The organism is Enterococcus sp. DIV0210g (assembly GCF_050559705.1).
Taxonomy (GTDB): domain Bacteria; phylum Bacillota; class Bacilli; order Lactobacillales; family Enterococcaceae; genus Enterococcus_B; species Enterococcus_B faecalis_A.
The window spans coordinates 1077830-1092237 of the sequence record NZ_CP187903.1; the positions used below are offsets into that span (position 1 = coordinate 1077830).

The following is a 14408-nucleotide window of genomic DNA, read 5'->3' on the forward strand; positions in this document are numbered from 1 at the left end:
AGAAGGGCGTGAGGCAATGGCAGATCAATTTGTTCCAGAAATCATGACTGAATTAAGACGGGATATCGTGAGAGTTCCGGAAGTCATCTCAGAAGCGAGCGGGATCAAATTCTTTGGGAAAAAGATCCGCTCGATCATTTTTACGACAGATATCGCTATCGTGCGGAATACAAATGCAGATGCAGTGATTGCTGTCTATCCTTTCACACCGCATCCTGCCATTACGAAAAGCATCATTGAAGCTGCGGATATCCCTGTATTCTCCGGAGTGGGGGGCGGTTTGACGCAAGGTGCACGCTCTACGTATATGAGTATGTTTGCAGAAGCGCAAGGATCGCTAGGCGTGGTTTTAAATGCACCTACACCAGTCGATACTGTTCGGGAAGTCTGTCAAGTGGTAGATATACCAGTCATCAGCACTGTAGCTTCCAAGTATGCAGAAATCGGTGAAAAATTAGAGGCTGGCGTATCGGTCATCAATATCAGTGCGGGAAAAGAAACAGCAGAAACTGTTCGTTATTTCAGAGAAAAGTATCCTGAGCTTCCAATTATTGCAACAGGCGGTTCAGAAGAAAAAACGATTCTGGAGACGATCAAAGCTGGTGCAAATGCCATCACTTACACGCCGCCAAGCAATGGTGAACTTTTCAGCAGAAAGATGGAAAAGTATCGGGAAGCAGAAAAGAAGAATAAGAAGAAAATCTGATAAAAGTATTTTCTCAGAAAAAAGCAGAAGCCGGATGAAAAATCCGGCTTCTTTTTGTCTAAACCAAATTTTTCGAAATTTAGTCAGACGTCAATGTAAAAAAGTTTTGTTTTTTTATGCAGTTTTCCTTATTAAAAGGAGCGGTTTTTTGAGCTTGTTATTAAATTATTTTTTTGCTGGATTTCCTTGATTTATCAAAGCGCTTTCTATAAAATGAAAACGAATAGAAACTAAAAAAAAGGCACCCTCCAGCATAGTAAGCAGCTAAGCTGGAGGGCCTTGAAAAGTCAGCGGTAACTGACCAATCAAGTTGCCATAGTCAATGCTTGTGCATCAACGTGTATATTGTACCTAATTTTATACAGAATTACTAGCTGTTTTTGTATGTTTTTTAGGAGAATTTGCAGGTTGGCGCATGCTTATTTCGCTATGTCAAGGATATTGGACAGTTGTCTGATATCCTTTTTCTTTTTGCGTAAATATTCGAATAGGCCCCTCAGTCAATGCATGTGCAGGAAGACATTTCGCAAAAAGAAAACCAGCTCTGTCCGATCATCTGGCAAAAAGTGTTGGCATTTCTCATCCTAGGCAGAGAAAGCGCAAGCCTTTAGTTTTTATTCCTATGCATAAAAGTGTATAGCTGCAAACAACAAATTTATCCGTCTGCAGATGACGGTTTCGATCTGCTGTGCAGAAGGACTGCTTTCCTTACTGCCTGTGTATATTGCAACGGGCAATCCTATTCAGCAAAAGGAGAAAGAGTATGAAACGCAAACAAACACTTCTATTTTTACTAGCAGTATTAACGATTTTTTTAGTTGGGTGCCGCAGCGGAGATGACGGCAAAGTCACATTGAATATGGCTTGGTGGGGATCACAGGTGAGACATGATGCGACGGTCCAAGTGATCGAACTTTTTGAACAAGAAAATCCGCATATCTCAATCGAATTTGAATTTTATGACTATGAAGGTTATTACACGAAATTAGGAACTTTGGCAGCATCTGATGATATTTGGGATGTTTTTCAGCTGGATAATCAGTTTCCTCAATACATCAATCAAATCGAGCTGTTAGATGATTATGTTGCAGATGGTTTGATCGATATATCGAATACAGACGACACATATTTGGCAACAACGACATATGATGGTCAGCTTGTCGGGATTTCTGCAGGTGTGAATTCTTTTGCGATTGCTTATAACAAAGCGATATTCGACCAGTTAGGCATTCCTGAACCAGAAACGGACTGGACGTGGGAGGAATTTGAAGACATCAGTACCCAGATCGTTGATGGATTAGGAATCTATGCAATCTCGCGTTTCGAAGATTTTATCCCTGGTGCAATCTTGCAAGTAGCACAAGAAGAAAAAGGGTTGAATTTTTATGATAAAGAGAGTTTATCGCAACGACTCGGATTTGATGATCCAACTCTTTTGACCAATTATTTCGCTATGAGGAAAAATCTAGTAGACATAGGGGCATATCCGCTGCCGGGAGAAATCGATGTCAATATCGATCTGGCTTTTCAAGCGGTCAGAGATGGCAGAGCGGCAATGGTCTTTATTGCAAGCAATCAGCTTTCTGATTTGATGTCTGGGGCTCCGGAAGAAGCAGAGATCAAACTGATCAATCCGCCGAGAAGAAGAGCAGATGGCGAAGCTGGGCTGCCCGTCCGTTCTTCCCAAATGTTCAGTATCGCAGAAAACTCTGCTCATAAGGAAGAGGCGGCAAAGTTCATTGATTTTATCACCAATAATGAAGAAGCAAATCTGATTTTAAATGGGGAAAGAGGCGTGCCGATCATGAGTCATATCCGTGAGCGTTTAGCTGAAACCGGTGAACCGGCAATTATGGGGACGTTCCAATATCTTGAGACTGTGTCGGAATTAGACAATGGCGCAGTGAATGTCTTTGACAGCGCCTTGAATCCTGAAATCCAAAATCAGTATAATCTGCTGATCGAAAGAGTGATTTTTGAAGAGCTGACACCAGCAGAAGCAGCGGAAAGCATCTTTACCTTTGCTTCGGATCTTTTAGAATGAGGTGGCGGCAGTTATGGAAAAATTGAAAAAATGGATGAACAAAGATAACGTTGTCGGATATACATTTGCGGCACCTTTCATTATTGGTTTTTTACTGATCACGGTTATTCCGATGATGTTGTCGATTTATTATTCTTTCACAGATTACAGACTAGGAAATCCAGCCAACTGGATTGGTTTCGATAATTATATCCGAATGTTCCAAGATGAACGTTTTATTAATTCTATCAAGGTCACGTTTATTTTTGTATTGATTTCTGTACCTGTAAGATTGATTTTTGGTTTGCTGATCGCCTACTTGCTGACACGAGAAATCAAGGGAACGACTTTTTTCCGATCGCTTTATTATATCCCAAGTTTGATTGGCGGCAGTATCTCTGTTGCGCTTGTTTGGAAAGAATTATTTTCTAGGAATGGGCTGATCAACCTCCTTTTGGAACGGCTAGGAGTTGAACCCCTTGCTTGGTTTGGTGATCAGCGGTTAGTTATGATTCCTTTAGTTTTGATGTCTGCCTGGCAATTCGGTTCTGCCATGATTATTTTTGCCGCAGGAATCAAAGAAATCCCGGCTTCTTACTATGAGGCAGCGAAAATCGATGGTGCGAATCGACTTCATCTGTTTTTCAAAATAACCTTGCCGCTTTTGTCGCCGATTATTCTCTATAATCTAGTGATGCAGACGATTGCAGGTTTTATGACGTTTACGCAAGCGTTTATCATCACACAAGGCGGTCCAAATGATGCAACGAATTTTTACGCACTTTATGTTTACAATCAAGCGTTCTCCTTCAATTCGATGGGGTATGCAAGTGCGATTTCCTGGGTGATGCTTCTGATTATGGGAGCAGTCACGTTTCTTATCTTCAAATCATCTAAAAAGTGGGTAGTCGTGTAATGGCAGGAGGCAAGCAATGAAAAAAAGAATAGGAAAAGCAGCACAGTATACATTTATTTTAGTGTTAGGTTTTGTAATGATCTATCCGGTATTGTGGATGATCGCAGGTTCCTTCAAAACAGATAATGAGATTTTGAGCGGTTCTCTGAGCTTGATACCAGAATTCTTTCAGTGGGAAAATTATGCAGAAGGCTGGGCTGGTTTCGCTGGTATCTCTTTTTTCACCTTTTTTAAAAATTCATTTATTATCGCGTCGATTTCAACAGTTGCAACAGTGCTGAGTTCTGCATGTATCGCCTATGCATTATCGCGCATCGAGTTCAAAGGCCGCCGATTCTGGTTTGTTGTAATGCTCATTACGCTGATGATCCCGGCACAAGTTATTTTGATTCCTCAGTTTATCATTTATAACCAGCTGAATTTGGTAGGGACATATGTACCATTGATTTTGCCGCATTTTTTTGGACAAGCATTTTTTATCTATCAAATCATGCAATTTATGGTAGGAATCCCAAAAGAATTAGATGAATCTGCGATTATTGACGGCTGCAGCAAGTATACGGTATTTACAAAAATCATCTTTCCTTTGCTGAAGCCAGCTGTCATCACTACGATCATTATCCAATTTTATTGGAAATGGGATGATTTTATGGGACCGCTGATTTATTTGAATCGTCCGCGAAGCTACACAGTTTCTATTGCAATCAAGCTTTTTGCAGATGCGGGTTCCAGTACTTCTTATGCGAGCATGTTCGCAATGTCGACTTTATCGCTTTTACCAGTTTTCTTGATTTTTTTATTCTTTAATAAATATCTGGTACAAGGAATCAGTACAAGCGGCCTGAAAGATTAGGAGTTGTTCAGATGAAAGACAAGATGATCGAAGACATGCTTTTATATAAAATCACTGATCACATCAGCCGAATTTTTGTATCCAGTCTCTTGGGAAATGGTTTGTTCATGCTGCTTACACTAATACAAATGCCAGGACGAACGATGCCTATTTTGACTATTGGACTGTTATACTTTTGTTCACTTCTTATAAGTTCCTATTTGATCATCGTCTATCTTTCAGAGGAGAGACATCTGCTGTCAAAAGAAGGAGTCAAGAAATGGCTGATGATCCATTTGTTCGCGTGCATCGGTATTTTGATCTTAGTTGCTAATCTGTACTACTTTCTGCTGGTTCAGCGGCAATTCGTTTTTTTGCCGACACTGCTGTTTTTTGCACTTGTTTTGCTACATGTGTATCTAGGAACGCTTTTTGATTTATATGAAAAAAATGACGAAAAGCTGATCGTTTTGTTGAAAAGAAATGCTTGGTTTTTAGTGAAACAAAGAAAAATCGTTTTATGGTATCTCGTAATGCTGCTGGTTTTTTTCGGGATAGAACAAATCGATAGCTGGCTTTTGATTTTGTTCTATCCTGGAATACCGTTCGTTTTAACAGCACATATCAAGACAAAGGAGGCAGAAGGATGAAAAAGAGATATGTACAAGTCGGTGTCGGTGGGAGAGCTCGGTTTTTTTATGAGGCAATCGCTTCGATCTATAGTCAAACGAGTGAAATCGTTGGTTTTTGCGACATTTCCCAAACAAGGATGGATTATGCAAATAGGATCCTTTCTGAAACATACGGACAAGAAAAAGTGCCTGCATATAAATATACAGAATTTGAGAAGATGCTGGACGAACTTGAACCTGATTGTGTGATCGTGACCACAGTTGACCGCTCCCACCATGACTATATTATTCGTTCGATGGAAAAAGGATGTGACGTTATCTGCGAAAAACCACTGACGATCGATGAAGAAAAAGCGCAAGAAATCCTTGATGTGCAAAAGAAAACAGGGAAATCACTGCGAGTGACCTTCAATTATCGATATGCACCGCACAATACGAAAATCAAAGAATTGATCCATAATGATGTTATCGGAGAGGTGTTCTCGATCCATTTTGAATGGTTATTGAATACCCAGCACGGTGCGGATTACTTCAGAAGATGGCATCGTAATAAATACAACAGCGGCGGATTATTAGTCCATAAATCGACGCATCATTTCGATTTAGTCAATTTTTGGCTGAGCAGTCAGCCAAAAACCGTTTTTGCCTTTGGTGATTTGAATTTTTATGGTATGCAAAATGCAGAAAAAAGAGGCGTCGAAGAATTTTACAGCCGGAGTTTGGAAAATCCAGATGCTGAAAAAGATCCTTTTTCTATTGATTTAGAATCAAATGAAGAACTGCGGGAAATGTATCTGAAAGCAGAAAAAGACAGTGGATATATTAGAGATCGAAGTGTTTTTTCTGATGATATATCGATTGAAGATACATTAGGCGTAACGGTGAAATATGATTCTGGTACGATTTTGACCTATTCACTGAACGCCTACATGCCATGGGAAGGATTCAATGTTTCATTGAACGGCAGCAAAGGGCGAATCGAAATGAAAATCGTTGAAAAATCTTACATTAATGCAGGTGGCGAACAGGAGGATGAAGGCGCGTTGGTCAAACAAACGATCCAAGTCCACCCAATGTTTGCGGAGCCGTATGAAATCGAGCTGGAAGAGGGCAAAGGAGGTCATGGCGGCGGTGATCCGCTATTGCTGGATGATTTGTTCGGAATTGCTTCTTTTGACGAATGGAACCGTGCAGCCACTCATATCGATGGCGTGATGTCGATTTTGACAGGAATTGCAGCGAACCGCTCGATTGCTTCGGGTCAGGCGATACACGTCAAAGAACTGCTGCGGTAAATAAGTAAAGCATATTTATCCTTAGAAAAATAAACGCACGATCTGAAAGTCAAAATAGTGCAGATGAAGAAGAGAGAGGGGAATGAAACCCTCTCTCTTTTTTCTTTGATCCAGAAAAACCGAACGATTTCTCCGTAAAAAACGAACAAAACAAAGAATAAAATAAAAAACATTAGATTTTGGGAAAAAATTTCTGCAAATGTGTTGTCGATTTCAGAAAGTAATGTTAGACTAACCTCAATATTTGCTGAAAGCAGTCAAATAGAATGGTTAGCGGGAATCATCGTTAACCGGTTTACGTAAAGTTACATAAGATAAAAACTACTTATATATTGTCGTAATATGGTCGACAGTCTCTACCTGATGCCGTGAACATCGGACTATAAGTAAAAAAGGATCGCCTTTTTTACTTTGGATAGGTAAAAAGGTGTTTTTTTCTTTATTTAAGATAACAAGATTATCTAGTTGGGAAACAAGATAATTGGACTTTTTCTAAAAGAGTCGTTATTGTTTAGTTAATCATTACATGAAAAGGGGTAAATAAAAGTGAAAGAATTAGTAGAACGAATCCAGAAAGACGGCCGCGTGCTGGGCGAAGGAGTCTTAAAAGTCGATAGTTTCGTCACTCACCAAGTGGATCCTTTCTTGATGGAAAAAATGGGTCAGACATTTGCAGAAGTTTTCAAAGATCAAGGAATCACTAAAGTCGTGACGATCGAAGCTTCTGGAATCGCACCAGCTTTATTTGCTGCTAAAGAATTAGATGTACCAATGATCTTTGCCCGCAAAGCGAAAAGTTTGACGATGGATGAAGAATTACTGACAGCTTCTGTTTATTCATTCACCAAACAAGTGACTAGCACAATCTCAATCTCAAGAAAATTCCTATCAAAAGAAGACAAAGTATTGATCATTGACGACTTTTTGGCAAACGGACAAGCTGCTAAAGGATTGATCGAACTATGCCAACAAGCTGGAGCAAGCGTTGAAGGTATTGGGATCGTCATCGAAAAATCTTTCCAAGATGGACGCCAATTATTAGAAGATATGGGCTTGAAAGTCGTTTCCTTAGCTCGTATCGCTTCATTGACAAATGGTCAAGTTGAGTTTTTGAAGGAGGACGCGTAAGGTGGAGAACGAAACACAAAACGGCAAAGCCGCAGTCCTAGGTCTTCAGCATTTACTTGCGATGTATGCCGGAGCTGTTGCGGTTCCTTTATTGATTGGTACTGGATTAGGTTTTAATCAAGAACAAATGACGTATCTTATTTCGATCGACATTTTCATGTGCGGATTGGCTACATTATTGCAGCTGACAGTCAATCGATTTTTCGGTATTGGTCTTCCAGTCGTTTTGGGCTGTGCGATCCAAGCAGTAGCTCCTTTGATTTTGATTGGTTCAGATAAAGGTGTTGGAGCAATTTACGGCTCAATCATTGCTTCAGGTATTTTCGTTGTATTGATTGCCGGTTTCTTTTCAAAAATCAAAAAACTTTTTCCTCCTCTTGTCACAGGTACGGTGATTACAGTTATTGGTTTGACACTGATTCCTGTATCAATTGAAAAAATGGGCGGAGGCAGTGCAGCTGATCCATCTTTTGGAGATTCAACAAACTTGTTATTAGCATTTATTACGATTGCTTTGATTATCGGTGTACAGATTTTTGCTAAAGGATTTATGCGTTCGATTGCTGTATTGATCGGCTTGGCTGGCGGCAGTATTTTAGCTGGCTTGATGGGCGAGATCGATTTTACTGCGATTGGACATGCACCAGTTTTTCACGTTCCGCAACCTTTCTATTTTGGAATGCCGACTTTTGACGTTTGGTCGATCCTATTGATGATCATCATTTCAATCATTAGTATGGTCGAATCAACAGGTGTTTACTTTGCACTTGGCGACATTACTGGACAAAATGTTGGTGAAGAAGAATTGAAACGCGGCTATCGTGCAGAAGGACTTGCCGTTATTCTTGGCGGTATTTTCAATACATTCCCATACACTGGGTTTTCACAAAATGTTGGTCTTGTTCAATTATCAGGTATCAAAACAAGAAAACCAATTTACTTTTCAGCTTTCTTCTTGATTATCTTAGGTTTATTCCCTAAAATCGGCGCAATCGCTCAAGTCATTCCTGAACCTGTATTAGGCGGCGGGATGCTAGTGATGTTTGGGATGGTTGCAATCCAAGGTATCCGGATGTTATCAAAAGTCAATTTCGAAAATGATAAAAACTTACTGATTATTGCTGTTTCGATCGCTTTTGGTCTGGGATTCAATATCATGCCTGAACTATTCAGCAAATTGCCTGAAACAGTTCAAATGTTTACCGGAAACGGCATCGTTATGAGCAGTATCACAGCGATCGTCTTGAATCTGATGTTCAATGGTCTGAAAGAAGACGAAGAAATCATCAAAGAAGCGTTAAGCAAATAGGTTGATAAATAGTCAAAAAGCAAGAAAATTATTTCAGAAAAAGGTTGGATGCTTTTGCTTCCAGCCTTTTTTATTTCTTTTACGGAAAAATACGAACGATAAATATTATTGTTTGTTTAATATTCGATTTTTGTTTGACGTCAAAAAAGCACCTTGTTAAAATAAAGACGTAGAAAACGAGAGGAGAAAACAATGTCTGAAAAAGTTTCAGTGATTATGGGGAGTATCTCAGATTGGGATACGATGAAATTTGCTTGCGAGATTTTAGAAGAATTAGAGATTCCATATGAGAAAAAAGTTGTTTCTGCGCATCGTACACCAGATCTGATGTTCCAACATGCAGAAGAAGCAAGAGGAAGAGGCATCAAAGTGATTATTGCTGGTGCAGGAGGAGCGGCTCATCTTCCTGGGATGGTCGCAGCAAAAACGACATTACCAGTGATTGGTGTTCCTGTCCAATCACGAACATTAAATGGATTAGATTCTCTGCTTTCAATCGTACAAATGCCTGGAGGAGTCCCAGTTGCAACCACAGCGATCGGAAAAGCTGGTGCAATTAACGCTGGACTACTTGCGGCGCAGATGCTTTCAATGTATGATTTAGAGATAGAAGCTAAATTAGCCAAAAGGCGTTCAATGATGGCTGAAACTGTTAAGGAAAGTAGTGATCAACTTGGTTAAACCATTATTGCCAGGAGCGACGATCGGTATCGTCGGCGGCGGACAATTAGGCCGGATGATGGCGATCAGTGCAAAAGAAATGGGATTTAAAGTAGGAGTACTTGATCCAGTAGATGATTGCCCAGCTGCACAAGTAGCAGATTGGCATATTGAAGGAAATTATGACGATATGTTTGCTTTAGAAGAGCTGGCGCGTCGTACAGAAGTGATTACTTATGAATTCGAGAATGTCAGCGTAGAAGCGCTGAATGGTATTTTATCGCGAGCGGACGTACCTCAGGGGACAGATTTGCTGGCTATTACCCAAGATCGCTTATTAGAAAAATCATTTTTAGAATCCAATAATATCGTGATTGCTCCTTATTCAACGATTGTTAGTCCAACCGATATCCAAGATGCAATCGACGGTATCGGCTATCCTTGTGTTTTGAAGACAACAAGAGGCGGATACGATGGGAAAGGCCAATATGTTTTATACAGCCGAGCGGACTTAGCGCCATCAATGGATCTGCTTCGCGAAGGAACTTGCGTACTAGAAGCTTGGGTACCGTTTGAGAAAGAAATCTCTATCATGGTAGCAGGAAATGGACAAGGAGAATATACAACGTTCCCTGTAGTAGAAAATGTTCACCGCAACAATATCCTTCATGAAACGATCGCACCTGCGAGAATCTCTGCCGATGTTATCGAAGAAGCAGAACGAATCGCGAAAGTCATTGCGGAAGCTGTGGATCTTTCCGGTGTGTTGGCAGTTGAGATGTTCCTGACAAAAGCAGGCGGATTGTACGTCAATGAATTAGCACCACGTCCTCATAATTCGGGTCATTACTCGATCGAAGCTTGTTCTATGAGCCAATTTGATGCACATATTCGCGGAATCTGCGGCTGGCCATTGCCGAAAAAAGTCCGTCTTCTGAGCGATGCGGTCATGGTCAATATCTTAGGTGAAGATTTAAGAGACAGCCGTGAATTGATTAGTGAAAAGCCAGATTGGCAATTCCATTTTTATGGAAAAAGCCAAGCAAAAAAAGGCCGCAAAATGGGACATATCACTATTTTGACTGAAAATGTCTATGAGACTTTGGAAGAAATCTACCAAACAGATATTTGGGATTAAAGGAGAAAAACAAACATGTTAGAACGTTATACACGTCCAGAGATGGGAAATATCTGGACAGAAGAAAATAAATACCAAGCGTGGCTTGAAGTGGAGATTTTAGCAGATGAAGCTTGGGCTGAATTAGGAGAAATCCCAAAAGAAGACGTGAAGAAAATCCGCGAAAATGCTTCTTTTGATATCGAACGTATTTTAGAAATCGAAAAATCAACACGTCATGACGTCGTTGCATTTACGCGTGCAGTTTCTGAAACACTTGGTGAAGAACGCAAATGGGTCCACTATGGTTTGACAAGTACAGACGTCGTGGATACTGCTTACGGTTATTTGATCAAACAAGCGAACGACATTCTAAGAGGCGATTTGAAACGTTTCACTGAGATCATCGGCGAAAAAGCAAAAGAACACAAATATACTGTAATGATGGGCAGAACGCATGGTGTCCACGCAGAGCCAACGACATTTGGGTTGAAATTAGCGACTTGGTATTCTGAGATGAAACGAAATATCGAACGTTTTGAACATGCAGCAAAAGGTGTAGAAGCAGGGAAAATCTCTGGTGCTGTGGGAACTTTTGCCAACATTCCTCCGTATATCGAAGAATATGTTTGTGACAAATTAGGTATCCGCGCGCAAGAAGTGTCGACCCAAGTCCTTCCTCGTGATTTGCACGCAGAATATTTTGCAACAATGGCATTGATTGCAACAAGTATTGAACGCTTTGCTACTGAAATCAGAGGATTGCAAAAATCGGAAACAAGAGAAGTAGAAGAATTTTTTGCAAAAGGACAAAAAGGCTCTTCTGCAATGCCGCATAAAAGAAATCCAATCGGTTCAGAAAACATGTCTGGTCTAGCACGTGTAATCCGCGGCCATATGATAACAGCTTATGAAAATGTCTCTTTATGGCATGAACGTGATATCTCTCATTCTTCAGCGGAAAGAATCATTTTGCCAGACACAACGATTTTATTGAACTATATGTTGAATCGTTTTGGCAATATCGTTAAAAACCTAACAGTCTTCCCTGAAAACATGAAACGTAATATGCAAGCAACATACGGCTTGATCTATAGCCAACGTGTGATGCTGAAATTGATCGATAAAGGGATGACAAGAGAAGAAGCGTATGATCTTGTGCAACCGAAAACGGCTTATGCTTGGGATAACCAAACAGATTTCCGTCCATTGCTTGAAGAGGATACAGCAGTAACATCTGTTTTATCAAAAGAAGATTTAGATGATGCATTTGATTATAATCATCACCTGAAAAATGTCGATACGATTTTCAATCGTGTGGGACTTGGAGAATAATTTTTTCTAAATCAATAAAAAAAGGAAACGACCGCTGAGAAGCGGCCGTTTTTTTGTCTATCCGTTAGTGATTTTGGATTAAAGTAAGCCAAACAAATCAATGAATAATTAGGAATGCTTTTCGGCAACAAAAAAACCATCCGTTGGTTTTACGGATGGGTTAGGTTACGCATAAATTGGGTGAACAGGTTGAGAAGTGAAATAAGAAGAATCTAAAAAATTCAACATTTTCTCAACGAAATCAAAATTGAATTCTTGATCATCAAAAATGATTTGGATTCGATATTGGTTCTTGAACAATTTTTGTTCATGGATTTGATGGATCTTCAGCTCATGATTGGTCTGTGTAAGGTAATGCAATGTTCGTTTCCGGCATTCAGTATAACGTTTTGCCGCACGTTTCCATTTGCGGAAAGTATAGAAGCTGGTGTTTTTATTGCATTGATAGACCTCTTTGATTGCTAGAAGATCGTTATATAAACAAGCGCGCTCTTCCATGCTGAGTTCTTCTAAAAATTGTTGAGCTGTCTGTGCCGTATCGTTCATTGACGAATGCCTCCTTTAGCTATCGGGCTGTTATATGTACTATACCACTAACTTTTGTCTGTGTAAACGCTTTGTATTTCTAAAAATAGAAAAATGTGAAACACGAACGTTTGTGAAAATTTTATTATAATCGTAAAGAATTGTGTTGCTAAAAAAAAGAGTGATTGGTAAAATCAAAAGTGAAAAGACGAATGAATCGAAGGTCATCCATCTAAATGTAAGTGATTAAGGAGAGGTTTGCGTGAAAAAAGGGCAATTGCTGTATGAAGGGAAAGCAAAAAAACTATATGCGACAGATGAAGAGCAGGTAATCTGGGCAGAGTATCTGGATCAGGCAACCGCATTGAATGGTGCGCGGAAAGATGAAATCAAAGGAAAAGGTGAACTAAATAATCAAATCACTAGTGAAATCTTCCTCTATCTGTCAGATAAAGGGATAGAGAACCACTTTATCGAAAAGTTGTCTAAAACCGAACAATTAATCAAAAAAGTGGAAGTTATTCCCTTAGAAGTGGTGGTACGAAATCTTGCTGCAGGAAGTTTCTCTAAACGCTTAGGCATCACAGAAGGAACCGTTCTTCCTGAGCCGATTCTTGAATTTTACTATAAAGAGGATGCGCTAGATGATCCATTTATCAATGAAGCGCATATTGCTTTTCTGAAAATCGCTGCGCCGGAAGAAATCCGCTTGATCAAAGAAGCAGCTGAAAAAGTCAACCAAGAACTGATCCGTTTATTCCAGCAAATTGGTCTGGAACTTGTTGATTTCAAAATTGAATTCGGCAGACAAGCAGATGGAACGATCTTACTTGCTGACGAGATTTCCCCAGATACTTGCCGTTTATGGGAGAAAGAATCCGGCGCATCGATGGATAAAGATAATTACCGGAAACAACTAGGAGATCTTGTCCCAGTTTATCGTGAAGTATTGCAGCGTTTAACAAAAATCTCAGTATAAAGGAGCTTACCGCAAATGTATTTTGTCAAAATCTATGTGACTTATAAAGATTCAGTGTTAGACCCTCAAGGAGAAGCTGTCAAGCATGCCGTCCACAAAATGGGCTATCAAACGATCAATGATGTGAGAATCGGAAAATACTTTGAATTGAAAGTAGCGAAAACGGACGAACCAGTTGAAGAAGTAATCGAACAAATCTGTGATCGATTATTGGCGAATGTGAATATGGAGACATATCGTTACGAAATCGAAACATTGGAGGAAGTATAAGATGAAATTTGCGGTCATTGTTTTCCCAGGATCAAATTGTGATAGAGATATGCTTTGGGCAATCGAAGAAGTGATGGGCGCACAAGCAGAATATGTTCGTCATGATGAAGATTCATTGGAAGAATTTGACGGCGTATTACTGCCGGGAGGTTTCTCTTACGGGGATTACTTGCGATGCGGCGCTATTGCTCGTTTTTCAAAAATCATGGACGAAGTGATTCGTTTTGCAGAAGAAGGCAGACCTGTTTTTGGTACCTGCAACGGCTTTCAGATTTTAACAGAAGCCGGCTTGCTGCCAGGTGTTTTGCGCCGGAATGATTCGCTTCATTTTATTTGTAAAACTGTGCCTCTTCAAGTAAAGAATAATCAAACGGCTTTTACTTCGGAATACCAAGAAAATGAGATCATCCACTTGCCAGTTGCGCACGGTGAAGGAAATTACTACTGTGATGAAGAAACGCTTCAAGAGCTGAAAGAAAACAATCAAATCGTGTTCAGCTATGCAGAAGAAAATATCAACGGCAGTGTCGAAAAAATTGCTGGGATCACGAATAAAGCAGGAAACGTCCTGGGCATGATGCCGCATCCGGAAAGAGCGATGGAAGAATTGCTTGGGTCAGAAGACGGCATACGCTTCTTTGCTTCGATGCTGAAAAACTTTGGAAAGGTAGTCAACTAAAA

At 40.0% G+C, this 14408-nt stretch carries 15 protein-coding genes and 1 riboswitch; of the genes, 14 read left to right on the forward strand and 1 reads right to left on the reverse strand.

What is annotated here, in order from left to right:
* Positions 1–16: 16 nt before the first annotated feature.
* The 11 genes from IGI64_RS05260 (at position 17) to purB (ending at position 11953) form a co-directional block, all read left to right on the forward strand.
* The gene (locus IGI64_RS05260; protein ID WP_016625345.1) at positions 17–706 is read left to right on the forward strand and encodes a hypothetical protein; all 690 of its coding nucleotides are present in this window, start codon (positions 17–19) and stop codon (positions 704–706) included.
* Between the two features lie 763 nt (positions 707–1469).
* A complete protein-coding gene (locus IGI64_RS05265) occupies positions 1470–2750 on the forward strand; it encodes an ABC transporter substrate-binding protein (protein ID WP_429939751.1) in 1281 nt (426 codons plus the stop codon).
* 13 nt (positions 2751–2763) lie between these two features.
* The gene (locus IGI64_RS05270; protein WP_429939753.1) at positions 2764–3645 is read left to right on the forward strand and encodes a carbohydrate ABC transporter permease; all 882 of its coding nucleotides are present in this window, start codon (positions 2764–2766) and stop codon (positions 3643–3645) included.
* Between the two features lie 16 nt (positions 3646–3661).
* Positions 3662–4498, forward strand: a complete 837-nt coding sequence (locus IGI64_RS05275) for a carbohydrate ABC transporter permease (protein WP_016625340.1) — start codon at positions 3662–3664, stop codon at positions 4496–4498.
* A gap of 11 nt (positions 4499–4509) precedes the next feature.
* A complete protein-coding gene (locus tag IGI64_RS05280; protein ID WP_429939755.1) occupies positions 4510–5127 on the forward strand; it encodes a hypothetical protein in 618 nt (205 codons plus the stop codon).
* Entirely contained in the window at positions 5124–6404 is a 1281-nt protein-coding gene (locus IGI64_RS05285) for a Gfo/Idh/MocA family protein (protein ID WP_429939756.1), read from the forward strand. The genes IGI64_RS05280 and IGI64_RS05285 overlap by 4 nt, the downstream gene beginning before the upstream one ends.
* A 305-nt stretch (positions 6405–6709) precedes the next feature.
* Positions 6710–6807, forward strand: a riboswitch (purine riboswitch).
* Between the two features lie 143 nt (positions 6808–6950).
* Positions 6951–7532 carry a xanthine phosphoribosyltransferase gene (locus tag IGI64_RS05290; protein ID WP_016625337.1) on the forward strand — a complete coding sequence of 194 codons (582 nt, stop codon included), beginning with the start codon at positions 6951–6953 and terminating at the stop codon, positions 7530–7532.
* A 1-nt stretch (position 7533) separates the two neighbouring features.
* Entirely contained in the window at positions 7534–8841 is a 1308-nt protein-coding gene (locus IGI64_RS05295) for a nucleobase:cation symporter-2 family protein (protein WP_016625336.1), read from the forward strand.
* A gap of 192 nt (positions 8842–9033) precedes the next feature.
* Positions 9034–9522, forward strand: a complete 489-nt coding sequence (gene purE / locus IGI64_RS05300) for a 5-(carboxyamino)imidazole ribonucleotide mutase (protein WP_429939758.1) — start codon at positions 9034–9036, stop codon at positions 9520–9522.
* Entirely contained in the window at positions 9515–10639 is a 1125-nt protein-coding gene (purK, locus tag IGI64_RS05305; RefSeq protein WP_080120497.1) for a 5-(carboxyamino)imidazole ribonucleotide synthase, read from the forward strand. The genes purE and purK overlap by 8 nt, the downstream gene beginning before the upstream one ends.
* Before the next feature lie 15 nt (positions 10640–10654).
* Complete coding sequence (gene purB / locus IGI64_RS05310; protein WP_016625332.1) at positions 10655–11953, forward strand: adenylosuccinate lyase; 1299 nt, start codon at positions 10655–10657, stop codon at positions 11951–11953.
* Between the two features lie 165 nt (positions 11954–12118).
* Here purB and IGI64_RS05315 read toward each other — a convergent pair whose 3' ends face one another.
* On the reverse strand, positions 12119–12499 hold the full coding sequence (locus IGI64_RS05315; protein WP_429939761.1) for a hypothetical protein: 381 nt from the start codon (positions 12497–12499) through the stop codon (positions 12119–12121).
* 241 nt (positions 12500–12740) lie between these two features.
* Here IGI64_RS05315 and purC point away from each other — a divergent pair, with 241 nt between their 5' ends.
* Genes purC through purQ form a run of 3 tightly spaced genes read left to right on the forward strand, consistent with a single transcriptional unit; the run spans position 12741 to position 14406 of the window.
* The gene (gene purC / locus IGI64_RS05320) at positions 12741–13457 is read left to right on the forward strand and encodes a phosphoribosylaminoimidazolesuccinocarboxamide synthase (protein WP_430596479.1); all 717 of its coding nucleotides are present in this window, start codon (positions 12741–12743) and stop codon (positions 13455–13457) included.
* Positions 13458–13472: 15 nt separating this feature from the next.
* The gene (gene purS, locus IGI64_RS05325; RefSeq protein ID WP_429939764.1) at positions 13473–13727 is read left to right on the forward strand and encodes a phosphoribosylformylglycinamidine synthase subunit PurS; all 255 of its coding nucleotides are present in this window, start codon (positions 13473–13475) and stop codon (positions 13725–13727) included.
* A gap of 1 nt (position 13728) precedes the next feature.
* Positions 13729–14406 carry a phosphoribosylformylglycinamidine synthase subunit PurQ gene (purQ, locus tag IGI64_RS05330; protein WP_429939765.1) on the forward strand — a complete coding sequence of 226 codons (678 nt, stop codon included), beginning with the start codon at positions 13729–13731 and terminating at the stop codon, positions 14404–14406.
* The last annotated feature ends 2 nt before the right edge of the window (positions 14407–14408 follow it).